19 protein-coding genes are annotated in these 24606 nt (G+C 36.3%); 11 read left to right on the top strand and 8 right to left on the bottom strand.

The genetic code is table 11. The features are described from left to right. The first annotated feature begins 78 nt into the window (after nt 1–78). Complete coding sequence (locus tag ACUTSE_RS03850; protein ID WP_445639309.1) at nt 79–915, top strand: mechanosensitive ion channel family protein; 837 nt, start codon at nt 79–81, stop codon at nt 913–915. Between the two features lie 54 nt (nt 916–969). After that, the gene (locus tag ACUTSE_RS03845) at nt 970–1869 is read left to right on the top strand and encodes a glycoside hydrolase family 25 protein (protein WP_445639308.1); all 900 of its coding nucleotides are present in this window, start codon (nt 970–972) and stop codon (nt 1867–1869) included. 3 nt (nt 1870–1872) lie between these two features. On the opposite strand, the gene ACUTSE_RS03840 is transcribed toward ACUTSE_RS03845, so the two are convergent. After that, a complete protein-coding gene (locus ACUTSE_RS03840; protein ID WP_445639307.1) occupies nt 1873–2958 on the bottom strand; it encodes an ABC transporter permease in 1086 nt (361 codons plus the stop codon). Nucleotides 2959–2970: 12 nt separating this feature from the next. Further along, nucleotides 2971–5205, bottom strand: a complete 2235-nt coding sequence (locus tag ACUTSE_RS03835; protein ID WP_445639306.1) for a carboxy terminal-processing peptidase — start codon at nt 5203–5205, stop codon at nt 2971–2973. 183 nt (nt 5206–5388) lie between these two features. Between ACUTSE_RS03835 and surE the strand changes: the two genes are divergently transcribed. The 5 genes from surE to ACUTSE_RS03810 are packed head-to-tail and all read left to right on the top strand — an operon-like array spanning nt 5389 to nt 10236. Next, nucleotides 5389–6159, top strand: a complete 771-nt coding sequence (gene surE, locus ACUTSE_RS03830) for a 5'/3'-nucleotidase SurE (protein ID WP_181816752.1) — start codon at nt 5389–5391, stop codon at nt 6157–6159. Then, entirely contained in the window at nt 6160–6438 is a 279-nt protein-coding gene (locus ACUTSE_RS03825) for a hypothetical protein (RefSeq protein ID WP_115092342.1), read from the top strand. Next, nucleotides 6439–7566, top strand: a complete 1128-nt coding sequence (lpxB, locus tag ACUTSE_RS03820) for a lipid-A-disaccharide synthase (RefSeq protein WP_259187673.1) — start codon at nt 6439–6441, stop codon at nt 7564–7566. It abuts the gene before it with no gap. A 15-nt stretch (nt 7567–7581) separates the two neighbouring features. Next, nucleotides 7582–8187, top strand: coding sequence for a C40 family peptidase (locus ACUTSE_RS03815; protein ID WP_445639305.1), 606 nt, complete (start codon nt 7582–7584; stop codon nt 8185–8187). Nucleotides 8188–8235: 48 nt separating this feature from the next. Beyond that, a complete protein-coding gene (locus ACUTSE_RS03810; protein ID WP_445639304.1) occupies nt 8236–10236 on the top strand; it encodes a ComEC/Rec2 family competence protein in 2001 nt (666 codons plus the stop codon). 2 nt (nt 10237–10238) lie between these two features. Here the strand turns inward: ACUTSE_RS03810 and ACUTSE_RS03805 are convergent, their stop codons facing one another. The 6 genes from ACUTSE_RS03805 to ACUTSE_RS03780 form a co-directional block, all read right to left on the bottom strand. Beyond that, entirely contained in the window at nt 10239–10691 is a 453-nt protein-coding gene (locus ACUTSE_RS03805; RefSeq protein ID WP_445639303.1) for a thioredoxin family protein, read from the bottom strand. A gap of 17 nt (nt 10692–10708) precedes the next feature. Then, entirely contained in the window at nt 10709–12817 is a 2109-nt protein-coding gene (locus ACUTSE_RS03800) for a peptide MFS transporter (protein WP_445639302.1), read from the bottom strand. A gap of 101 nt (nt 12818–12918) precedes the next feature. Then, a complete protein-coding gene (locus ACUTSE_RS03795) occupies nt 12919–14553 on the bottom strand; it encodes an MFS transporter (RefSeq protein WP_445639301.1) in 1635 nt (544 codons plus the stop codon). A 151-nt stretch (nt 14554–14704) separates the two neighbouring features. Then, complete coding sequence (locus ACUTSE_RS03790; RefSeq protein WP_353101227.1) at nt 14705–16231, bottom strand: peptide MFS transporter; 1527 nt, start codon at nt 16229–16231, stop codon at nt 14705–14707. A 38-nt stretch (nt 16232–16269) separates the two neighbouring features. Next, entirely contained in the window at nt 16270–18042 is a 1773-nt protein-coding gene (locus tag ACUTSE_RS03785; protein WP_445639300.1) for a peptide MFS transporter, read from the bottom strand. A 68-nt stretch (nt 18043–18110) separates the two neighbouring features. Next, nucleotides 18111–20276: a S9 family peptidase gene (locus tag ACUTSE_RS03780; protein WP_445639299.1), complete on the bottom strand. Its 2166-nt coding sequence runs from the start codon at nt 20274–20276 to the stop codon at nt 18111–18113. Between the two features lie 407 nt (nt 20277–20683). On the opposite strand from ACUTSE_RS03780, the gene ACUTSE_RS03775 reads away from it, so the two are divergent. The 4 genes from ACUTSE_RS03775 (at nt 20684) to ACUTSE_RS03760 (ending at nt 24493) form a co-directional block, all read left to right on the top strand. After that, a complete protein-coding gene (locus tag ACUTSE_RS03775) occupies nt 20684–22000 on the top strand; it encodes a hydroxymethylglutaryl-CoA reductase, degradative (RefSeq protein WP_445639298.1) in 1317 nt (438 codons plus the stop codon). A 5-nt stretch (nt 22001–22005) separates the two neighbouring features. Then, complete coding sequence (locus tag ACUTSE_RS03770) at nt 22006–22917, top strand: GYDIA family GHMP kinase (protein ID WP_445639297.1); 912 nt, start codon at nt 22006–22008, stop codon at nt 22915–22917. A gap of 420 nt (nt 22918–23337) precedes the next feature. Further along, complete coding sequence (locus tag ACUTSE_RS03765) at nt 23338–24066, top strand: YqjF family protein (protein WP_445639296.1); 729 nt, start codon at nt 23338–23340, stop codon at nt 24064–24066. A 10-nt stretch (nt 24067–24076) separates the two neighbouring features. Continuing rightward, nucleotides 24077–24493, top strand: a complete 417-nt coding sequence (locus tag ACUTSE_RS03760) for a hypothetical protein (protein WP_445639295.1) — start codon at nt 24077–24079, stop codon at nt 24491–24493. Nucleotides 24494–24606: the final 113 nt, after the last annotated feature.

Below are 24606 nucleotides of genomic sequence, written 5' to 3'. Positions count from 1 at the left end.
CAATTGGATGGTTCATAAAAGTGACTTTTCAACGATTGCGAGTCCAAATAGTATAGCTAACTTAATAAGAGACTTATTTTGAATTTAAAACTACTGCTTTCCAAGTTTTTAGAATATGAGCTTTATACAAGCAAATCACTTAGTATTACAATAGGTACGATTCTCTTTATCGTTTTTACCTTGTTGATTACTAAGTATGGATTGTTGTTTTTGCGCAAAACTGTAATTAAAAACTCACCGCCTGATGTCGCTTTGCGCTTGAGAAGTGTATTTAATTTTGTCAATTACTTCATCTATGTGATTATGTTCTTTTTCATACTCAATGTAGTTGGATTGAATATTAGTATGTTCTTGACCACTTCAGCAGCTCTATTTGTTGGATTGGGATTTGCACTTCAAGATATTTTCCGCGATATCATTGCGGGAATCTATATTCTATTTGATAAAACCCTGAATATGGGGGATGTCATTGAAGTGAATGGACAAGTTGCTCGTGTAAAAGCAATCCACTTGCGATGTACGATAGTGGAAACGCGAAATTTAAAGGATATTGTAATTCCCAACCGCAAGTTAATTGATGATATCGTGTACAACTGGACACATGAAGATCCTGTTATTCGTGCGCGAATTGATGTGGGTGTATATATTGGAACAGATGTAGAATTGGTAAAAGCCGTTTTAATCTCTGCAGTGGAGGACAATAAAGATGTATTGAAAAATCCTCAACCAATCGTTTTTATCGACCAGTTTGGGGATTCATCCATTCGATTTATTCTGTACTACTTCATCGAAAATGCGTTTGATAACGATCGTATTTCAAGTGATATACGCTTTGCCATTGACAAGAAATTTAAGCTTAATAATATTGCACTTCCAGTACCGGTACTGAAAGTAGATCAAACACCTGTAGCGTAATTCAGTTGAATGACGTTCGGGTAAAATACGTACTTTTGTCTTTTTAATGTAATTATGGCTTCTACAAAATACGGAACTGGAAAAAATTCTCCCATAGCAGTTGTGAATCAAAAACAACCAGCAAGAAGAAAGCCAACACCTCGACGCCCAAAGAAGAAAAAAAACAATGCAACATTTACACGCATCAAATGGGTGTGTATTGTTGTGGTTTTACTAGGAGCAGGTGTGTGGTTTGGTATTACTTTTCAAGAGGGAATTAAGTACTTTTTTAGTGCTCAACGCAAAGAGGCGGATGAGAAATCCTTTTTTGATTTTAGAACAGTAGAAGTATTGCAACGTCATCATGATCGCATGATTGGATTTGACGTTTCTCATTATCAGGGTGTTATTGATTGGGAGGCCGTGGATTCTGTGGCTCAACGTGCGCCTTTGGAATTTGTTTTTGTACGCGCAACGATGGGGGATGATGGAAAAGATAAAGCCTTTGATTTAAACTGGAAAGGGGCACGCGCCAATCACTTTATTCGCGGGGCTTATCACTATTATCGTCCAGATGAAAATTCCATCAAACAAGCAGAAAACTTTATTGCAACCGTAAAATTATCAGAAGGAGATTTTCCTCCGGTACTGGATATTGAAGATCTACCTAAAAAGCAATCCATGGAAAATTTAGTTTTAGGATTGAAGCGATGGATGGAAATGATTGAAGAACACTATGGTGTACAGCCTATTTTATATTCAGGGGAACACTATTATACCAATCACCTTCAAAAATGGTTTCCCGACCATATTGTTTGGATTGCTAATTATAATTTCTTTGTGGAAGAAATAAAGCCTGATTGGCACTTTTGGCAATTTACAGAAAAAGGAATAGTAAAGGGAATTGATGGTAAGGTCGACTTAAATATCTACAACGGAAACAAGTCTGATATTCGCAATATACTTGTCAAGTAAGCGCTATTTTCTCACGTCAAAAGCATCGCGAATGGCGTTGCCTAGTTGCGTAAAGCACATAACGATGATAAACATCGCAAAACCGGGTAATAGCGCTAAATACGCTTTACCAACTAAGATATAGTTGTAATTTTCTTTAATCATGGCGCCCCAACTGGGTGTGGGTACTTGCGTACCTATCCCTAAAAAACTCAACCCACTTTCAACTAAAATAGCGGAAGCAAAGTTAGCTGCTGAAATTACAATGACAGGTGCCATGCAATTGGGTAAAATATGTCGGGTGATAATCGCGTAATCCGAATAACCTAAAGCGCGAGCTGCTGTGATATATTGTTGTTGTTTTACGCTGATTACTTGTCCTCTAACAACACGGGCAACTTCTACCCACATGGTTAGTCCGACAGCAATGAATACTTGCCAAAATCCTTTACCTAATGCTAGCGTAATAGCAATAACGAGTAAGAGGGTAGGAATGGACCAAAAGATATTGATCACCCATAAGATAAAGGCGTCAATTTTACCGCCGTAATATCCCGCTATAGCACCTAAGCTAATACCGATAATCAAGGAGATGGAAACAGCAATGAAACCAATCGCGATAGAAACACGAGACCCCAATACCAATCGACTGTAGTAATCTCTACCTTGATTGTCTGTGCCCAACCAAAAGGTTTTTTGCTGGATTAAGTTTGCTTTTTCTTCTGCTGAGAAAGAGGCTAAAGCTAGTTTTTTTTCTTGTGCTAATTCACTTAGTTCGGTATAAGGTGTATAAAATAAGGTGTCCTGTGTTATACGATGGCTAAGCAATGGAATTTGTTCTCTGGGTGTCTTACGACCAAACCAATATTCGGACCACGTAGTGGACGCCGTAGCTGGAAAAACCAATACAGCGGTACTAAAACCAGGATGCTTGGAACGAATAGCTAAATCTCCTGCATTAGCATGTTGCGATTGATCTGGAATGATGAAATACGCAAACACACTGATCAAAAGAAAAAAGATGATAACCCAAAAACACAAAACGCCCCGAAAATCTTTTTTGAATTTTCGGAGCGCAATACTTGTGTTACTATTCTTATTTCTAGCCATTAAACTAGTAGCTTATATTTTTTTATCTGAAAACGTTTTCGTATTTCTCGGCGCTTTCGTTAGCTGTTGAATGTCTTTTAAGATTTTTACACCTTCTTCAACGTAAACATCACTACCTAAAGACTCATGCCATCTATCTCTTTTTTGCTCTAGAAGTGTATCCGTTTTTACACGTTCAATTTCACTTGGCAAAGAAGAGAATTTTAAATGGTTGTTGTATTTTGAAATCGACTTGAATTTCTTCACTTTTTCGTCTACTTCTTTTTGTTTTTTCTCGTAGCTCTTCAGATTCAATGTGAAAGATTTTTCGTCTTTACGCTCATTAATCCATTTCGCATTTTCATCAATCAATTTGAATTGGTCATGACCCGCAATTCTAGATTTACTTTTGTTGATCACAGAAGTAAAGTCATTGTTGTATGGAGTATAGTTTGCACGGTCAATTTTATCCCAAGGCATTGCATTGTCCATATCGCGTTCTCCCATATCGATATACGAATAGCGGTCTGGTAAAACAATATCACTTAATACACCTTCGCGCTGTGTAGAACCTCCATTGATACGGTAGAATTTTTGTAGGGTAATTTTTAAGGCACCCAAATCACCATAAGGTTGTTTTTTCAATAACTCATTTAAATCAACTAAGTTTTGAACTGTTCCTTTTCCGTATGTGTGTTTACTACCAATGATTAATCCACGTTTGTAATCCTGAATTGCCGCAGCAAAAATTTCAGAAGCCGAAGCAGAGAAATTGTTTACTAATACAACTAAGGGGCCATCCCAAACAATTGGAGTTCCTTTATCATCTAAGATTTGTTGTTTTCCTCTTGATGATTTTACTTGTACTACTGGGCCTTCTTTAGAGAATAACCCCAACATATCTACAACCGTTTGAAGGGATCCTCCACCGTTGTTTCGCAAGTCCATGATAATACCATCTACATTTTGTTTTTTCAGTTCAATAATTTCTTTTTGAACATCAGTAAAGGCATTGCGGTTATCTTTATTTTCAAAGTTGATGTAGAATTTCGGCAGTTGGATGATTCCATAGCGATTATCTCCATCTTCAATAATACTCGATTTAGCAAATGTTTCTTCAAACTCAATAACCTCACGAGTAATGGCAACAGTTTTGATTGTTCCTTCGATTTTTTTAATCGTCAAGTATACCGTTGTTCCTTTTTTTCCCTTGATTAATTTTACCACATTATCCAGACGAACCCCTACAATGTCAATAGGTTCTTCCTCTTTACTTTGTGCTACTTTAAGAATGATATCTCCAACTTCGATTTCTTTTCCTCTCCAAGCTGGACCTCCAGGTACTAATTCATTAATCTCAACACCTTCTGTTTTCTTTCTTAAGACAGCACCAATTCCCTCGATACTACCACTCATGCTCGCATCAAATTTTTCTTTGTTCTCTGGAGCAAAGTAAAACGAGTGCGGGTCAAAACGCTCAACAATAGAATTTAAGTAAACAGAGAACCAATCTTTGCGCTCTAAATCATTCAAGGCATCAAAGTATTCATCTAAAGATTTTTTAGTGCTTTCACGCGCCTCTTTTTCTAATTGTTCGAAAGATTTAATCTCTTTCGGCTTATCGTCTTTTTTCTTTTTAGCTGGTTTTGCTTTTTCAACCGTATTGCCATATTCATCTACTTCTTCCTCTTCTTTTTCCACAACATCTTTGCCTTCTTGGACTTTGATGTTATCAGTAAGTGTAGATAAAGCATTCAATTTCAATTGTTTTCTCCAACGGTCTTTTAATTCCTCTGGTGTTTTAGCAAATTCAATATTGTCGTAATCTGCATCAAATGATTCTTCTTGATTATAGTCAAAAGGTTCTGCTAAGACATCTGTATAGATGGCTTTAGCCTCATTCATTCTAGCTGTAATACGCTCATAGGTTAAATCAAAAAATGAAAGTTCTTTCAATTGAATCATATCATCAATTAAAAGTTCGTATTTATTGAATTCATCTAAATCAGATTGAAGAAAATAGCGTTTCATCGGGTCAAGTGCCTTGATGTACTCTTTGTACACTTGTTGTGAAAACTTATCGTCTAACTTGGGTGGATCATAATGGGTACGCTCCATTAGATAAGTGACTAACTCTAATAAAAGTTGGTCTTTTTCTGGATCCTCAGTTTCCTTTTTAGGTATAAAACTCCATAAAGCTGCAGAAACTGCGAGTAGAAGAATGATAACCTTATAATTTCTTTTCATAAATGCCCAAATAGTATTCATTAAATAGTTTTGAACTAAAGTAGTTAAAAAAGCAAAGTAATTATTAAGTAAGCAGATAATTATTTGTTAAATCACAACATACAACTTCGAATGGACGTGTTTTAATGTTTAGAAAGTCTGAAATAACGGAATGTTTTACATAATAATTGTTACTTTTACGAAAGTAATTAAAAATTTGAGATGATGCAAAAACCATTAATACTTGTTACTAATGACGATGGTATCACGGCGCCAGGAATCCGTGCTTTGATTGATGTGATGAAAGAAATAGGAGAAGTAGTTGTGGTGGCTCCTGACAGTGCGCAATCTGGAATGGGACACGCGGTTACAATTAATAATACCTTGACTTTAGAAAAGGTTCAGATTGATGCTGAATTAGAACATGAATACGCTTGTTCAGGTACTCCTGTTGATTGTGTCAAAATTGCGTTGGGCCAAATTCTAGATCGCAAACCAGATTTATGTGTTTCAGGAATTAATCACGGATCGAATTCATCTATCAATGTGATTTACTCTGGTACAATGAGTGCTGCTTTGGAAGCAGGAATGAGCGGAATACCAGCGATTGGTTTTTCTTTGTTGGATTTTAGTTGGAATGCTGATTTTGAGCAAGTGCGTACGTTTGTCAAAAAGATTACAACACAGGCATTAGAAAAAGGCATCCCAAAAGAAGTGGTATTGAATGTCAACTTTCCAAGACTACAAACAGATGAAATCAAAGGAATTAAAGTATGTAGACAAGCGAAAGCGGTTTGGATTGAGGATTTTGATAAACGATTGAGTCCAAATGGAAAAGAATACTATTGGTTAAAAGGAGAATTTGTCAACCAAGATAAAGGAGAAGATACAGATGAATGGGCTTTGAGAAATGGATTTATTTCGATCGTTCCAGTACATTTTGATCTAACTGCACATCACGCTATTAATAGAATTAATAATTGGGAATTAGTATAAATGGGAAATAGAATTAAAGATATTCTTCTGGGCTTTTTAATTGGCTCGGGTTTGACCGTATTGGGCGCTGAACTTTATTTGAGGTTGTTTACCAATTTTGACTTATTTGTCAATTTTGACCTCATTAGAAAAGCAGGATTATTAGGCAGAATTGTCGCTATCGGAAGTTTGTTGAATTTAGGGATTTTTACCTTTTTTATCAATCGAAGAAAAGACTATTATGCAAGAGGCTGCATCTTTGCAGTGATTATTGTAACACTAATTACCCTATTCTTATAGATGAAGTATTACATTATTGCAGGAGAGGCATCTGGCGATTTGCATGGTGCTAATTTGATGAAAGCGATTTATGCCAAAGATCCTCAAGCAGAAATGCGTTTTTGGGGCGGAGATTTAATGCAAAAAGTGGGAGGAACACTTGTAAAGCATTATAAAGATTTGGCTTTTATGGGATTTGTGGAAGTCGTACAAAACCTGCGTACAATTCTAAAAAATATCTCCTTGTGTAAAAAAGACATTGCTGCGTTTGCCCCTGATGTTTTAATCTTTATTGATTATCCAGGGTTTAATATGCGTATCGCACAATGGGCAAAGGAACACAAAATTCCTACACATTATTATATATCACCACAAATTTGGGCGTGGAAGGAAAATCGAATTAAAGCAATTAAACGCGACGTAGATTATATGTATGTGATTTTGCCTTTCGAAAAAGACTTTTACGAAAAAAAGCATCATTATCCGGTGACTTTCGTAGGGCATCCTTTAATTGATGAAATTGAAGAGTTCCGCAGTCGTGAAAAAGTTGACTTCCGCAAAAAGTACCAGTTGGATGAGCGTCCAATTATTGCGCTATTGCCAGGAAGTAGAAAACAAGAAATTAAACGACTACTAGGCGAAATGTTATCTGTGGTGCAAAAGCACCCGGAATATCAGTTTGTAATTGCAGGTGCTCCAGGACAGGAACCCGTATTTTATGAACAATTTCTAAAAGGACAAAATATCTCTTTTATTACCAATGATACGTATGCTTTGTTGGATGTTGCTTATGCTGCTTTAGTAACTTCGGGAACAGCTACGTTAGAAACCGCTTTGTTCAAAGTACCTCAGGTGGTCTTGTATAAAGGAAATACAATTTCGTATGAAATTGCCAAGCGAATCATCACATTAAAATATATTTCACTGGTCAACCTAATTATGGATAATGAGGTGGTTGTAGAGCTTATTCAACACGATTGTAATGCTAAAAGAATTGCTGTAGAATTCGAAAAAATTGTCAAAAGTGAAAAAAGAGACAAAATTTTGTTGGATTATGAAGAATTAATTCATAATTTAGGCGGTCGAGGGGCTAGTGATTTAGCCGCTAATGAAATAATTAAAAATTCTAATTTAGGATTGACTATGTAAAACCCCCTTTTTGCTATGAAAAATAAAACAATACTTTCCACAATTTTATTTGGTTTGAGCCTACTTTGCTCAAGTCATACACAGGCTGCAAAAGCAGAAGTCGAGAACCCAGGTAAAAAGAAAGAAACGCTTGTTTTAAAAGAAAGCAAAAAGACGGATGATGCGATTCGAAATGAATTAGATGCTCTTTTAGAAGAAATGAGTACGTCAAAAAGTATGAGTGAAGAAGTATCTGATCTTGTATTAAGTGCTGCTTTTGACTTTGAAGGTGTTCGTTATCGCTTTGGAGGAACAACACGCAGTGGATTGGATTGCTCTGGATTAGTAATGAATGCTTTTAATGATACGTCAATTAATCTACCTAGAAATTCTAGTGCAATGGCGCAAGTAGGAGATAAAATCTCTAAAAACGATGCACAAAAGGGGGATTTGATTTTTTTCCGCACAGGAAGAGGAAGTAGAATTAGCCACGTGGGAATTATTACAGAGGTTATTGATGACGAAATTAAGTTCATTCATTCTTCAACAACAAAAGGAGTTATTGTTTCTTCAACTAAAGAAGATTATTATAAAAGAAGATTTGTTCAAATAAACCGAGTTTTATTGGATCAAGATATTTAAATCAAAGGATTTAATTTAAATTGGAGAGAATTTTGATGTACTCAGCGTATGAGTCCATTAAAATTCTCTTTTTTGTTTTATGCTACTGCGGTAGCGTTTGGTATTCTGGCTAAAGATGCATGCAATCTGATGGCTATGAGTCTTCTTTTTGTTGTGCTACTTGGATTACTGGCTGTTGGTGCTTATAGTAAGAAAAATTGGCTTTTTCATCCTGTTGTCTTCTACCTAACAGGGATTGTGTTCTATTTGTTGTGTTTTATCTTAGGCTTTCTGGTTGTGCATTATGCAGACTGGAAGGACAATCAGGCTAGTTATCTTCCGCACGTAACGGATCGACAATTGTATGCTGTGCAGTATCGCATCGTCGAAAAACAAAAGACGAAAGGGCAAGCAATGCGTTATGTTGTTGTGATTGAAGAAGTAGAAGGGAAGCAAACAGGAGGAAAAGCGTTGTTGATGTCCGCGGATAGTTTGGCTCAAATAGGGGATAGATTTACTGCTATTGGTTTTTTTCAATCGTTTCCGACTGCAGGAAATCTGGGGCAGTTTGATTATCAGACTTATATGAAAAGAAAGCATATAGGAAAACAGCTAAAGACTAAAACCTCAATTTCTATTGGATCAACTGAAGGCATATATGCCTGGTTGATGCAAGGTCGAGCTGCGTTCCAAAAGCAAATCGATCAAAACGAACAATTATCTAGTCAGAGCAAAGCACTGTTGAGTAGTTTGTTGTTGGGAAACCGAAATCAGATGGATGAACAAACAGTTGCTTCTTTTCAGCGGTTGGGGTTGATGCATATTTTAGCTATTTCAGGATTGCATATTGGTGTGATTACTGTATTTGTATCTAAAATCACCTCTTTTTTGCGAACCAGTTATCGCCATTGTATACTCTTGGTGCTCTTGTGGATTTTTGTTTTTCTAGCTGGTTTTTCTCCTTCTGTTTTCCGTACCGTTTTTATGTTTACCCTCCTGATTCTAGCTCAATCATTTAAGAGAAAGCAACCGACTAAGGAAAGTATTGGTTTGGCTTTTTTTCTTAGTTTATTGTTTGAACCTTATTGGCTTTTTGATTTGGGATTTCAGTTGAGCTATTTGGCTGTTCTCGGTATTGTATGGTTGATGCCTTTGTTTAAAAAGGGATATACACAATCGAATATCGTCAATTATTTTTTAGGCATAGTCTATGTTTCGTTGATTGCTCAGCTTTGTGTATTGCCTCTTCAATTGTACTATTTTAATTCTTTTTCTTGGACTTTTCTAGGTAGTAATCTCGTCGTCATTCCCTTAATTACAGTAGTGTTAGTGGGAGGGTTTTGCCTTTTGAGTATGGGATGGATGTCTACCTCCATTGCTGATTTTTTAGGCTGGCTGTTGGAGCAAGTGATACAGTTTATTTTTACCGTGCTTCAGGGGTTGAATGAGATTAATCTTTCAGTTATCTCGTTCTATATTACTAAGGAAGTGATGATGGCTATGTGTATGGTGGGAGTTGGAATAGGAGTGGTGTTGTATAAACCTCGCATCAAGCAAATCGCTTATCTTGGAGTAGTAGCCATGGTTGTTCAAATTAGCTGTTTTCGCCTTGCGGATCAAAAGGCAAATCAAGATGAATTTATTATTGCCTCAGTACAGGGAAAAGAGCCGTTGTTTCTACATTATATCCAACAGCAATTGCAGGTATTTGGAGAAGAACAACAGACAAGAGGAGTTGTGGAGGGATATAACAAGTACTATGTGCCTAAGGATGTAATCAAGAAACCGCGTAAGAATCTATTTCAAGTTGATGCAAATCACAAGTTGTTGGTACTTTCCAAAGAGATGCCTTATTATCAATTTCAATTGCATTTTGAGCTGATTTACTTGAGTGAGCCTATCCAAGTGAACATTGATCGCGTTTTGGCCTTACATCAGCCCAAAATGATTATTATCGGTCGTGCTATGAGTTTCTGGTATCGAGATAAAGTAATACAGAGTTGCCTAAAAAGAAATATCCCTTTTCACGATATGCGCGAAAAGGGATATTGGTCTTCTCAATTTCTTTGAGATTATATTTTACTCAACAACTGAGCAGGTGTATGATAACCAACAATCGATTGATCTAAGTTTCCTTTCTTATCCAAGATAACCATTGTTGGATAACCAGGTACACGTAGGAATAAAGTTAATTCATGCGTTGCATTTCTTCCTTTTCTACTCGCGTCATAGTTCGGGTTGCTGTATTTTTTACCATTATAGGTAACCGTTTCATTTCCTTCAGCATTGAATTTTACAGCATAGTAATTTTTCGTTACATACTCTGCAAATTTTGCATCACTGAATGTGTTGCTATCTAGCATTTTACATGGGCCACACCAATCTGTATACACATCCATAAAAATAGGTTTCGGATCTTTCTTTTGTGCAGCTAAAGCGTCATTTAATGACATCCACTTGATTTCTTGTGCTTGTGTTGTGAATCCAACCAAAATCAAGGCAAATAAGAATACGATTTTTTTCATTGTAATTAGGTTTGTTTTTATTTAACACCATGCATTAGACGTTTCATAACTGGATTTAGTGCAATTACTAAAATACCCGCAACAATTGGAACAATGGTAAAGATCAAGAAAAACCCAGATAAAGAGTATTTTTCTGTAATATTTTCAATTTGTCCCCCTAATTTAGCTGCTAAGTTATTACCAATTGCAATAGCCAAATACCACATACCAAACATAAAGGCAATCATTCTCGCAGGAACAAGCTTAGAAACATAAGAAAGCCCTACTGGTGAAGAGAATAATTCTCCTAAGGTATGAAATAAATAGGCAAAAACAAGCCACATCATCGAAACTCTATTTCCTTCTGTAATTCCATGTGCTCCATACGCTAACACACCGAATCCAAGTGCCATAATGATTAATCCTAATCCATACTTAATTGAAGCAGGTGGATTGTATTTTGAATCCCATAATTTAGAAACCAAAGAAGCAAAAGCAATAATAAAGAAAGAGTTTAAGATAGAGAACCACGAAGCCGTAATCTCCACTTGGTTGTCCTTAATTTCTTTAATCTCTGCTTGAACAATATGTGGAGTTTTATCTTTCGCTCCATATTCTGCGACTAACTTAGTTTCTATTTCTTCTGTTAGGATATGATAAGTACCTAACTCTTCGTAAATCTTGATAGTAGAACCAATTTCATATTCCCCTCTATTGGAAATAATCGTATTTTTTTCTACAATTTTATCTCCGTCTTTCGCTTGAAAAGCAGTTGAGATAGCTTGATAATGATACGTTTGATTTTTGTTCTCATCGTATTTTGGTGTACCATCTGCATTTAGCACAGGTGTTTCCACTGTTTGGAAGTGTACTTGGTAGGCGTGTGAAGACCAATCTCGGTCTAACATCCAAACCACAGCACCCCAAACACCTAAAAAGGTAAGTCCTAAGATGATATTGGAAATCAATGCTTTTTTATACGTTCGTTTCGCTAAGATGATTAATACCCATGAAATCAAAGCCAATGGAATAATCGTCAATAGCGTATTGAATATTTTGAATAGCAGAGCCGTATCACCAGAAAGTACACGTTGTGTATTATCACGAGCGAAAATAACCAAAGAGGTTGCTCCTTGTTCAAAACTCATCCAGAAAAAGATAGTAAAGAAAGCAAAGATGATTACTGCAATCATACGGTGACGCACTATTTTTGCATAGCGGGCAATACGCCAAATCACTAAGAGTAAGAACACAATTAATCCGAAAGCAATTCCAACGGTAGAACCGTCTTGCCCTAGAATTGTTTCAGGGAATAAGTTAATACCACCAACAATTCGGAATACATCGTCAAAGGCGTACATTAATCCGATAATGGTTGTAATAGCAATTAAGATATAATCAACAGTTGTAAAAGGATTGCGTTTTAGCGAATCTTTTTCTTCTGCTGTCATATTGGTTGTATCTACCACTTCTTCTTTATCACTTCTTGCTTCTTTAGAAGGTACCTCTCCGATATTTCCGAAAATAGGTTTTGCCAACCAGAATTGTAAGGTTCCCAACAACATGAAGATTCCAGCTAATCCGAATCCCCAATGCCATCCAACGCGTTCTCCTAAGTAACCACAAAGCATCATCCCGAAGAATGCACCTGCATTTACTCCCATGTAGAAGATGGTGTAAGCACCGTCTTTTTTCTCAGGAAAGGATTTGTACATCTCAGATAGAATCGAGGTCATATTCGGTTTAAAGAATCCTGTTCCGATTACCAAACACGCCAATCCAATATACATGAAGGTTTCGCCTTCTAAGGCCATAGCTGCGTGTCCTAAGGTCATAATCAAAGAACCAATAACAACAGCCCAGCGATAACCAATGTATTTATCTGCTAGGATACCTCCAAAAATAGGAGTGATGTACAATAGCATGGCATATGTAGCAAACAAGGCTCCCGCATCTTCAACGCTCCAACCCCAACCGGTGTTGATTCCTATCACGGACATGGTTAAGAATTGAATCAATAAAACCCTCATTCCATAGAAAGAGAATCGTTCCCACATTTCAGTGAAAAACAAAACAAATAAACCGGCCGGATGTCCAAGTACCTTGGTGTCAAAAAAGTTCGGCTGCGTACTCGAGCTTGTCTGCATAAATAGTCGTTTTTTAAATTGGTTGAGAAAGATAGCTATTTTTATTTAGTTTAAAAGGCTATTTTTTTTGTTCTCAATAATTTTAATATAAAAACAGTCCATTATTTCTTATTTTCGATCGGTTTAATCACCAATCTGTCATAGATCATTAGCGTAACAACAGAAAATACACCAATCGCAACAATTACATACCAAATTTTGTTTGGATTGTAGGTAGCCCACAACATATCGACCATTTCCCAATGTGACATACCTAGCTTTTGTTCTGCTAAAGCAAAGTATTCATTCTTAGAGAAAGGAAAGTGTACTTGGCTAATGTCAATACTCTTAGATATCGCAAAGTCTTTAAAAGATTGTATTACAGTAGGCCAATCTACAGATTCAGCTTTAAGATTAAATTGCTTTTCAAAAGCATTTATCGACATGTTTAGCGTTTTGGCTCCTTGTTCAATAAATTGTTCATGGCTGACTACTTCAGGCATTGGAACATTGCGTGTTGCCATCTCTGTTTTTAATAGGGATAACTTATCAGACCACGATTGGTATAGGTTTCCTGAGATGTAATCCGTAACAAAGTAACTCGCTGCTACAGGTAAGAAGTAAGTCCCTTGGTACAAACCATCTTTTCCTTTAGGCGTGATTAATGAAATAAACGAAGATACTGTTGGACTTGACATCATCTCTCCAATAGAGAAGATCATTGTACCTAAAATAGTGAAAAGCGGATTGTTGGTATAGAAGGTTAATCCAACTCCAATACTTGCAATAATAGCTCCGCGAATTACGGCATTGATATGACGCATTTTAGTCACGAAATAGGAAATAGTTACCTGACAAATGATAATCATAAATGAGTCAATATTGGTAAACCATTCTGGTTTTACCTGACCATCTTGTGTTAGTAATGTTCCTAAGAAAGGTATATGTTCATTGATCCATTCACTTAATACCGCCGAGTTAACCCAGTCTTCGATAAAGTTTGGCAGTGTATTGAACAATTGATTAAACATGGTCCAAAACCCAATCATTAACAACAAAAGGATACCTAAACGGACGTCTTTTAAAGCTTCAAAAATACCTAGTACAGAATCTTTAATGGCTTTTACGATAGAGTCTTTCGGTTTCTCTACTTTTGATTCTTTATAGAAAAACAATACGACAATTAAGTTGATGGCGATTACCACAGCCGCTTGGATGAAGATGATGTTCCAACCATAGGTAGTGCGCAATCCCGAAGACATCGCTGGTCCGATAAAACCTCCGATGTTAACCATCATATAAAAGATACCGAAACCTAAGGTACCCGTAGATTCATCGGTGTTACTTGCGATAATGGCTGATGCTACTGGTTTAAAGAAAGCGGCTCCTACTGCAACTAATAAAAATGCAGCATAGACATTGGAGAACGCAGTTACTTCCCCTAAAAGGTAATAACCAGCAATCATGATAACAAAGGAAATAATCAATGATATTTTATAACCGATACGGTCAGCGATAACACCAAAAAATAAAGGTAAGAAGTATAAGATACCTACAACACCGCCCATGATACTTCCTTTTTGTACGTGGTCGAAACCAAGACCACCTGTGTCTGTTGATCCGACCAAGTAAAGCCCTAAAAGGGTATAGATACCATACCATGCCCAACGTTCCATAAGTTCCATGAAGCTGGCAATCCAGAAGTTTTTATTGAACGATTTTAAAGTCTGTCCAAAGGTTTTATTATTTTGTGACATGCGTATAAAAGATTGTTAAAATTAAGGAGCGTAATTTAATTCCTATATTCTATATAGCAATGGATTCCGTGTTAAAAAAAACGCTCTAAAAAAGAAAAAGCGGCTAATTAGCCGCTTTTTCTTGATAGGATAGAAAAGAAGTGTTGTATAATTACTTCACCTCTTGCATTAATTTTTTCATTACTGGAGAGAAAGCAATTAAGATTACCCCTGCAATTACAGCGTATAATCCTAATTCTTTATATCCGTCTGTATATGTAATTAATAAATCATAGTTTGTTGGATTTTCAACTTCTTGTGTAGACATAGAAGCCCCAATAATACCAGCAACATATTGACCATATGCACTAGCTAAGAACCACATTCCCATCATCATCCCTTGAAGGTTTGCTGTAGAAAGTTTAGTCATGATGGATAATCCAATTGGCGATAAACACAATTCCCCTAACGTGATGATTAATAAAGCAAAGGTAAAGAAGTCTAAAGAAGTCATACCTGCAGCATCGGCGAAGAATCTAGTTCCGAATAAAGCGTAGAAACCTGCTCCTAATAATATAAATCCGATACCGAATTTCATAACTGTATTAGGTTCAATTTTCTTTTTCGCCATCCAGATCCACAATAAACCTAAGATTGGAGCAATAAAGATGATGAAGAAAGCTCCCCCAGAGTTATTCACCCCGTTCGGATCTAAATGCATCCCCAATAACTCTGAATTTAAGTTTTGTGCAGCAAAGATGCTCAATGATCCTCCTGCTTGTTCGTAAATCGCAAAGAATAAGATAGAGAAGAAAATAAATACTAAAGCTGCAATAATTTTCTTGCGTTCAGCGCTCGTTAATTTTCTCATCTCATAGAATAAGTAAATCAATGCTAATGGTCCAACAGTATACATGAAGTATGCTGTATATTCTGTATTGTCAATCATGAATACAATAACAGGAACCATAGCAAAAGTTAAGATGTAAGTTCCAACTTCTTTCCATAAAGGCATTTTAGTTTGCTCCCCATTTGCATTTGTTTGCATCGGTTGAAGTCCAATAGGACCTAAATGTCTCTTTGTAAAGATGAAGTTGATTAAACTCACACACATCACAAATGCTGCTAATCCGAAAGCTACATTCCAACGATGAGCTTCATCAATAGTATCAGCAAAAAGTTGACCTTTACCAATAGCGATACACAAATATCCTCCTAGTAAAGCTCCTAAGTTAATTCCTGCATAAAATAACGAGAAACCAGCATCAGTACGGTTATCTCCTTTTTTATACAATTTACCTACCATAGTTGAAATGTTTGGTTTAAAGAAACCTGTTCCAATAACGGTAAAGGCAATACCTGTAAAGAAGTAAGCATGCGGGTCAATCGCAAGAATCAAACTTCCTAAAATCATCATTGAGCCACCCCAAAAAAGAGACTTTCGAAAACCTAAAATTTTATCTGCAAAGATTCCTCCTAAGAAGGTAAAAGCATAAACGAATGCTTGTGTAGCTCCGTATTGTAAATTTGCTTTTCCATGTTCGAAATCCAAGTGGTGTATCATAAAGAATACCAACATTCCTCTCATTCCATAGAACGAAAAACGTTCCCACATTTCGGAGAAGAATAAGCTCCAGATCTGTTTAGGGTATTTTCCCTCGAAATTCTGAATCTCTTCTATTGTTTGTGTTTGACTCATTGTATATAGTTTTTATTTATTGTGCAATGCACGGTGGGTTAACGAACACCGTGCATTAGTTTTTTCAATAATGGATTTACTAACATCACCAATACTGCAGCTGCAGCAGGGATTAAAGTAAACAAGAAGAAGAAGTGACTCAATGAATATTCTTCTTTGATATTTTCAATTTGACCTCCTAGGATGGCTGCAAATTTCTGTGCAATAGCCAAAGCTAAGTACCACATACCAAACATAAAAGCTAGCATTTTTCCAGGTACTAATTTCGACACATAAGACAATCCTACTGGTGAAATAAATAATTCCCCTAAAGTATGGAATAAGTAAGTTAAAACTAAAAATATCATCGACATTTTTACACCATCACCTAATCCCATTGATCCCAATCCTAAAATTAAGAATCCAACAGCCACTAATAACAAACCAATACCGTATTTAAATGCAGCAGGTGGGTTGTATTTAGAATCCCATAGTTTCGATACAGATGATGCTAAAGCAATGATGAAGAATGAGTTCAAAATAGAGAACCAAGAAACGGTGATTTCAGATACTTCTTTTGAAAATTCTGCATTTAACATATAAATAGCCATCGCCCAAATTCCAGCGAAACAAATGAATAAGATAACATTAGATAAGGCAATTTTTTTCCAAGTTGCTTTAGCTAATAGAATCAATACCCATGAAATAATCAACAATGGAATAATGGTTAAACACGTATTGACGATGTTGAATATTGTCAAGGCTGTACCTTCTAAAGTACGATCTACATAATCTCTAGCAACTAATACTAATGAAGTAGCACCCTGTTCAAAACTCATGAAGAAGAACATTAAGAAGAAAGCCAATAAGATAACCGCAAACATACGGTCTCTAATTACTTTTCCATAACGTAGAATACGAGAAACTACTAGGTATAAGAAAGAAACTAAAGCCAAGATAGCCATTAAGTTTTGTCCACGTAAGAACGGAGTATCTAAGAAGGCAAAAAGATCTAATACGTTGTTTTTTGATAACGGGTCATTAAACGCATATAGTAATCCAACGATAGATACGATAGCGATTAAGATGTAATCTACAAGGGTATAAGGGTTTTTTGTTTCCTCTTCTTCTTTGATTTCCTCTTCTGTTTTCTCTTTCGTTACGTCAACTTTTTTCAATTCCCCTAAATCGCCAAATAGCGGTTTAGCTAACCAGAATTGAATCGTTCCCAATAACATGAAAATACCAGCTAATCCAAATCCATAGTGCCATCCTTTTGTTTCTGCTAAGTAACCACAAAGCATCATTCCGAAGAAAGCACCTGAGTTTACTCCCATATAGAAAATAGTATACGCTCCATCTTTCTTTTCAGGAAGCGATTTATACATTTCTCCTAACATTGAAGGCATATTTGGTTTAAAGAAACCTGTACCAATAACTAAACAAGCCAATCCGACGAAGAACCAGATTTTAGAGATTCCCTCTGCTGCCATAGAAGCGTGACCTACGGTCATAATAATCGCTCCAACGATTACAGCCCAACGAGAACCAATGTATTTATCGGCGATAACTCCCCCTAAAATTGGAGTTAAATAAAGAAGCATAGCATAAGTACCATATAAGGCTCCGGCTTGCTCTGCTGACCAACCCCAACCTGAAAACTCACTGCCAAAAAGCACTTGAGCGGTTAAGAATTGAATCAATAAGACTCTCATTCCGTAGAAAGAGAAACGTTCCCACATCTCCGTGAAGAAAAGAACGAAAAGACCTGCTGGATGCCCTAAGACATTAGACTTAAAAAGGTCCGATTTAGTAGCTGTTTCTGCTGCCATTTACGTTAAGTTTAATATAGTTTGTTTTAAAGTTTAAACTATAGTTTTATAGTTGATCGTTAATAGTGTTATAGGTTGTTTAAGATGAAATTCGTCATCTTGGTATACAGTTGTAAGCGTGTGTTTCCTCCGTAGATTCCGTGGTTTTTATCTGGATAAATTAACCAATCGAAGTCTTTGTTGTGTTGCACCAATGTTTCAATCATGGCCATGGCATTTTGAACGTGTACGTTGTCATCTGCACTTCCATGAACAAGTAAGTAACGACCTTTCAATTGGTTGGCGAAGAAATACGGCGAGTTGTCATCATAACCAGAAGGATTCTCCTGTGGCGTTTTCATGTAGCGCTCTGTATAGATTGAATCGTAAAATCTCCAGTTGATTACTGGTGCTACAGCAATAGCCATTTTGAAAACGTCGTTGCCTTTTAACAAACAATTCGTTGACATAAAACCTCCATAGCTCCATCCCCAGATACCAATTCGATTTGCATCTACATAGTTTTGTTTAGCTAGATATTTAGCTGCTTCAATTTGATCTTCAACTTCGTATTTTCCTAATTCATACTGTGTTGTTTTCTTAAATTCAGCACCTCTAAATCCAGTACCTCTTCCGTCAACAGTTACAACAATGTATCCTTTTTGCGTTAACATGGCATGCCAATAGTCATTGGAATCCAACCATTTGTCTGCTACTTGTTGTGATCCAGGACCACTGTATTGATACATGAATACCGGATACGTTTTCGAGGCATCGAAATCAGCTGGCTTCATAATCCAGGCATTTAATAATACCCCATCAACAGTTGGAATTTGAGTAAATTCTTTCTGTGGTAATTGGTAGGCTTGTAATTTCTGCTCTAAAGCGGTATTGTTTAATATTTCTTTTACTACTTTACCCGTTTTACTTTGTTGTAAGGTGTAAAGTGGGGCTGTTGTAGTAGAAGAATAGGTGTTGATAAACAAATCAAAATCAGGACTAAAAATTGCAGTATTCGTTCCTAATTGATTGGATAATAGCTTTTTATTTTTTCCATTTAAATCAATTGAATAGATGTCTCGGTAAATTGATCCTCTTTCAACCGATTGGAAGAATAATTTCTTGTTTTTTAAATCAATACCATAGTAATCTGTAACTTCCCAGTTCCCTTTGGTAATTTGATTTAATAGTTTTCCTTCTTTGTTGTAGTGGTATAAATGGTTGTTACCATCTCGTTCACTTAGCCAAACAAAGTCGTTATTGTCTAAAAAAGAAAGTGTATGTACATCGACATAAGCATTGTCCTTTTCGTTGAGAATTAGGTTTTTCGTTAAAGTAGAACCGTCGACAAAAAATACTTTTAAATCGTTTTGATGTCTATTGATTACTTGAACACTCAGGTGCTTAGCATCATTTGTCCACTTAATTCTAGGGATGTAAAAATCAGAAAATTCAGATAAATCTACGCGTTTATTGGTTGCTTTATCTACGTCATAGATGTATAAAGCTACTTCTGCATTTTTTTCTCCTGCTTTAGGATATTTGAATTTATCTTGTGTTGGATATAAGCCACTGCCGTAGACATCCATGGAATATTCAGGCACTTCTGTTTCATCAAACTTCACATAAGCCAGTTGATTACTTGCTTTATTCCAATCAAACATGCGTACTACGCTAAATTCTTCCTCGTATACCCAATCTGAAATACCGTTGATGATATGATTTTTCGCTCCATCTTGAGTTAATTGCGTCGTTTGTTGTGTCGCAATAGTATAAACATACAAGTTGTTTTGGTAGGCATAGGCAATCTTAGTTCCATCAGGTGAGAATAAAGGCTCCATGATTGGATGATTGGCTATTTTAGTCGTTTGATTCGTCTTGGGATTAAATAAGTAGTAATCCGCTAAAAAAGAACGACGAAAGATTGGGGTAGTATTCGTTCCAATTAGAATTTGTTCCTCTTTTGCATCAAAAACATAACTTTCAATCGATTTGATTTCCGGAAAGTGTTCATTACTAAATACAGTTTTTGCTTTTTCTAAAGTTGCAAAGTTGTATAAGTTGATGACCTGATGCTGCTTAGCGATGCGCTCAATACGCGCGTATTGATTCGTGGTATTTAGCGTATTAACCGCTTGCATAGCCTCCGTTTTAAAGGTGCCATCCCAAATTTCTGATAGCTCGATCTTCTTTTGTGCAAGACCAATTTGCGTGGCAATCACACAAATTAGAGAGGTAATTTTAATGTATTTCATTATCTAATTAGTCGAAAAAACTTCCAATTTTACTGAAAAAATATGATTTATGCCAATTTTAATTGAGATTAAACAATAAAAACTTAAAATTATTGACGCGATATTGGTAGTGAAAATCATAATACCTTGAACAAATCGTACCTAATTTCTGCTATTTACATTTTTTACTCCCTGATGTTTAGAGTATCCTTGCATCATGAATAATTTGAAGAAGAAAGGGGATGGAAGATGGGAAAATGAATATAAGAGCGCGTAAAATAGAGCGGAGAAATGGATGGTAAGGAAATGAAAATAGAGTTAAATCGTAAATAAATATTTCATTACTTGCTTTCCATTCTCCCTTTTCTATGAACTCCTTTCCAATAACCCAATAGAATCTCCTATCTTTGTGATTAAAATATTTAATCATGATAGGGAGTATAAATGGGTTTTCGAAACTAAACAAAGAAGAGAAAATCAATTGGATAGCAAAAACATATTTAAACAACCAAGAAGCGGTCGTAGATTTAATCAAGCAATATTGGAATTCAGATGAAGAGTTGCAAAAATTGCACGATGAATTTATTGAAAATACGATTACGAATTTTTATTTGCCTCTTGGTGTAGCTCCTAACTTCCTGATTAATGATACTTGGTATACCATTCCAATGGTAATTGAAGAAAGTTCTGTCGTAGCCGCAGCATCCAAAGCTGCTAAGTTTTGGGCGGATCGAGGCGGATTTAAAGCTTCAATTCTAAACACCGAAAAAATTGGACAAGTTCACTTTATCTATAAAGGAGAAAAGCAAAAATTAGAACAATTTATCCAATCGATACAAGGTGTTTTCTTAACGGATACCTTTTCAATTACGCAAAATATGCAGAAACGCGGAGGAGGAATTCTTTCTGTAACCTTGCGCGATAAAACAGATGCTATTCCAAACTATTATCAATTGCATGTTACTTTTGAAACGAAAGATAGCATGGGGGCGAATTTTATCAATTCGTGTTTGGAGCAAATGGCAACTACATTGAAACGTGAGGCTTTGCAATATGCTGCATTTACTGCGGAAGAAAAAGCAATTGATGTCGTGATGAGTATTTTGTCAAACTACGTACCGAATTGTGTAGTGCGTGCTGAAGTATCTTGTCCAGTTGAAGAATTAAAATCAAGTGAGATTCAAGATCCAGTGCTTTTTGCAGAGAAATTTGTACAAGCGGTACGCATTGCTGAAATTGAACCGTTCCGCGCAGTTACACACAATAAAGGAGTGATGAATGGAGTAGATGCGGTAGTTTTAGCAACTGGAAATGACTTTAGAGCGATTGAAGCGGGTGTGCATGCTTATGCATCTAGAAATGGACAATACAGCAGTTTATCTCATGCTTCAATTGAAGCGGGTATCTTTAGATTTTGGATTGATTTACCATTAGCTGTGGGAACAGTAGGTGGATTAACTTCTTTACATCCAATGGTGAAGATTGCTTTGCAAATGCTGCAAAAACCTTCAGCAACACAATTGATGCAAATCATCGCAGTTGCTGGATTAGCACAGAATTTTGCTGCTGTGAAATCCCTAACAACAACGGGAATTCAGCAAGGACATATGAAAATGCACTTGATGAATATCCTAAATCAATTCAAAGCAACAGATGAAGAACGCGTAAAAGTAGTGACGCATTTTGAAAAAAATGTAGTGTCACATAGTGCCGTTGTAGAATTGTTAGAAACGCTGAGAAAGTAATTTCGATGGAGTTTTATAGTCATGGAAAATTGTTGGTATCTGGCGAGTATGTGGTCCTTGATGGAGCAGTTGCTTTTGCATTGCCCACAGCAATGGGACAATCCTTACACGTAGCAGCAATTGAAGAGCCTATACTGTATTGGACCAGCTATGATGTAGATGGGCAGGTTTGGATGCAAGAACAAGTAGCAATTGAAGAAATAGTAAATGGAACTGATAGACAAGAATCTTCTTACCTTCAAACTTTAATTGACGTCTTACATGCAGCACATCGACAAAATCCAAACGTACTGATACAACAAGGAGGATTTCGAGTTGAAAGTAAACTAACCTTTCCACGGCTGTGGGGATTGGGAACATCATCGACTTGGATCAATAATGTTGCGCAATGGTTCGGAATTAATCCATACCAATTACTGCAAGAATCATTCGGAGGAAGTGGGTATGATATTGCTTGTGCACAATTTAAAAGCGCACTGTTGTACCAACGAACGTCGCCAATTCAACCCAAAGTTGATTTAGTGGAGTTTCAACCTGCTTTTGCCCAACATATTTACTTTGTCTACCTGAATCAAAAACAAAGTAGTAAAGAGGCAATTGCGGCATATAGAACGAAGAAAGGAGAGATTGCGGAACAAATACAACGTATTACGGCGATTAGCCAGCTGTTGGTAACGGCAAACACAAGAGAGGAGTTTCAAGCGTTAATGACGGAACATGAATCGATTCTCAGCACTATTTTAGGTATTCCACCAATTCAACAACAATTGTTTGCTGATTTTGATGGAGCAATTAAAAGCTTAGGTGCTTGGGGAGGTGATTTTGCTATGGCGGTTGCCGAAAATGATCCAACAAGTTATTTTCAAGAGAAAGGATATGCTACGGTACTGCCTTACGCAGAAATGATAGCGATATAAATAGAAAAACAAAAAACTCGAAGTTCAACTTCGAGTTTTTTTGTGCTTTTTAGCTTCAATGGCACGATTTCTCAATGCAAAAAGCGAAGAACCTATTGTAATCCAATCCTTTTACTAAGGATATTAAATGAGATGTTTCATTTGGTCAACAGATTAATTGATTTTTGATTGTTTCGCTAGGTATTATTGAAAAATAAGGGTTTGCCTCGCTAGTAGGGGGAAGTTTTAGTGGAATTTAGTATATTTATAATGTTTTAATTCGTTGATAACTCTTTTAGTTTCCGAATGTGTTCAATTGTATAGTAATAGCTTTTGGTATGAGCAATATAGGAAGAAGCTATTGAGAAAAAGGCATCTTATTCAGGTGCCTTTTTAGTGTTTGTTACTTTGGTTTTCAGTACCTTTAAATAAAAAGAAGAAATGAAGAAGATCAAAGACATTATGGCAGATACTGCGCATAGGCCTTGGGCATTACCCTCCGGATCGTGGAGCTATTATCAAGAGTGGAACCGATTGCTCTTCATGCACTTTGAAGTTCCTTTTGATGTTTTACGAGCTTTAGTGCCTACTGCATTAGAACTAGATGAATTTGACGGAAAATACTACATCTCAGTTGTTCCTTTTACCATGGAGAAGATTCGTCCTCGGTTTTTACCTGCTGTTGGTTTTATTTCCAATTTTGATGAAATTAATGTGCGCACTTATGTAAAAAAAGAAGGGAAAGCAGGCGTTTACTTTTTGAATATTGAAGGTGGAAAATCACTTTCTGTTTTTGTTTCCAAACAACTATCGGGGTTACCCTATGAAAAAGCAACCATGAAACGCAAAGAGATGGTATATGCCTCTTCAAATGAAAAAAAGAAATTTCAATTAGAAGCAAAATACACGATCGGAGAAAAAGTACAACAGAAGACGCCGTTGCAAGTATGGTTAACGGAGCGCTATTGTTTGTATGTTTACGTCAACCATAATTTGTATCGCTATCAAATTCACCATGAAGTTTGGCAGCTGAAAGAAATAACGTTTGATCAATTGAAAGTAGATTATCAACTCGTTGGGATTCACTTGACGGAAGACCAGGTAATCGCTCCTAATTATTCGGATGGAATTAAAGTAGTCGCTTGGAGTAAAGAAAAAATAAACGAATAAATAAAAGGCAATGAAGAATTTTAGTTTACTTTTTTTACTGTTGATAGGAGGTGCTGTACATGCGCAAGGTATTGAGGGAATATGGAGAACGGATGAGCTCTTAACTTATCGCGTGAAGGAGCAATACGTCATGACTTTTGTAAATAGGAACGATGAAACAGAGGAAGTGGCTTTATATGGTAATTTCATTGTGTTTAAGGATGATGGTACTTTTACAAGTAACTATGCAGCGCCTTGTGGAAATGATTGTTTTACTTCTAGTGAAGGTGTTTTTACATATAAAGGGCAAGACCAAGTAGTGCTTACTTTACATCAAGTGGAACAAAGTGGTACTTGTTCTTCCTCTCGTGTTGAAACGGTCGAATTAGGAGTATATGACATCCAAAGAGAAAAAGATTACTTACTTTTAAGCAAGCATAAAAAATAAAACTTTATTTATAGACTGTTCTGTATGGCAAAATATACCATCGATATCCCTAAACCTTGTTCTGAAGATTGGAATCAGATGACGCCTTTAGAAAAAGGTAGACATTGTGCAGT

The sequence above is a fragment of the Myroides sp. TSA_177.3 genome, assembly GCF_052691955.1.
Note: the sequence above shows the minus strand (reverse complement) of the source record. Positions and strands in the feature narration are given on the sequence as shown.

What these genes read in the sequence shown, in the direction of transcription:
- ACUTSE_RS03845 (WP_445639308.1), top strand. Translation starts at nt 970, where the DNA reads ATGGCTTCTACAAAATACGGAACTGGAAAAAATTCTCCCATAGCAGTT.
- ACUTSE_RS03840 (WP_445639307.1), bottom strand. Translation starts at nt 2,958, where the DNA reads ATGGCTAGAAATAAGAATAGTAACACAAGTATTGCGCTCCGAAAATTC.
- ACUTSE_RS03835 (WP_445639306.1), bottom strand. Translation starts at nt 5,205, where the DNA reads ATGAATACTATTTGGGCATTTATGAAAAGAAATTATAAGGTTATCATT.
- surE (WP_181816752.1), top strand. Translation starts at nt 5,389, where the DNA reads ATGCAAAAACCATTAATACTTGTTACTAATGACGATGGTATCACGGCG.
- ACUTSE_RS03825 (WP_115092342.1), top strand. Translation starts at nt 6,160, where the DNA reads ATGGGAAATAGAATTAAAGATATTCTTCTGGGCTTTTTAATTGGCTCG.
- lpxB (WP_259187673.1), top strand. Translation starts at nt 6,439, where the DNA reads ATGAAGTATTACATTATTGCAGGAGAGGCATCTGGCGATTTGCATGGT.
- ACUTSE_RS03815 (WP_445639305.1), top strand. Translation starts at nt 7,582, where the DNA reads ATGAAAAATAAAACAATACTTTCCACAATTTTATTTGGTTTGAGCCTA.
- ACUTSE_RS03810 (WP_445639304.1), top strand. Translation starts at nt 8,236, where the DNA reads ATGAGTCCATTAAAATTCTCTTTTTTGTTTTATGCTACTGCGGTAGCG.
- ACUTSE_RS03805 (WP_445639303.1), bottom strand. Translation starts at nt 10,691, where the DNA reads ATGAAAAAAATCGTATTCTTATTTGCCTTGATTTTGGTTGGATTCACA.
- ACUTSE_RS03800 (WP_445639302.1), bottom strand. Translation starts at nt 12,817, where the DNA reads ATGCAGACAAGCTCGAGTACGCAGCCGAACTTTTTTGACACCAAGGTA.
- ACUTSE_RS03795 (WP_445639301.1), bottom strand. Translation starts at nt 14,553, where the DNA reads ATGTCACAAAATAATAAAACCTTTGGACAGACTTTAAAATCGTTCAAT.
- ACUTSE_RS03790 (WP_353101227.1), bottom strand. Translation starts at nt 16,231, where the DNA reads ATGAGTCAAACACAAACAATAGAAGAGATTCAGAATTTCGAGGGAAAA.
- ACUTSE_RS03785 (WP_445639300.1), bottom strand. Translation starts at nt 18,042, where the DNA reads ATGGCAGCAGAAACAGCTACTAAATCGGACCTTTTTAAGTCTAATGTC.
- ACUTSE_RS03780 (WP_445639299.1), bottom strand. Translation starts at nt 20,276, where the DNA reads ATGAAATACATTAAAATTACCTCTCTAATTTGTGTGATTGCCACGCAA.
- ACUTSE_RS03775 (WP_445639298.1), top strand. Translation starts at nt 20,684, where the DNA reads ATGATAGGGAGTATAAATGGGTTTTCGAAACTAAACAAAGAAGAGAAA.
- ACUTSE_RS03770 (WP_445639297.1), top strand. Translation starts at nt 22,006, where the DNA reads ATGGAGTTTTATAGTCATGGAAAATTGTTGGTATCTGGCGAGTATGTG.
- ACUTSE_RS03765 (WP_445639296.1), top strand. Translation starts at nt 23,338, where the DNA reads ATGAAGAAGATCAAAGACATTATGGCAGATACTGCGCATAGGCCTTGG.
- ACUTSE_RS03760 (WP_445639295.1), top strand. Translation starts at nt 24,077, where the DNA reads ATGAAGAATTTTAGTTTACTTTTTTTACTGTTGATAGGAGGTGCTGTA.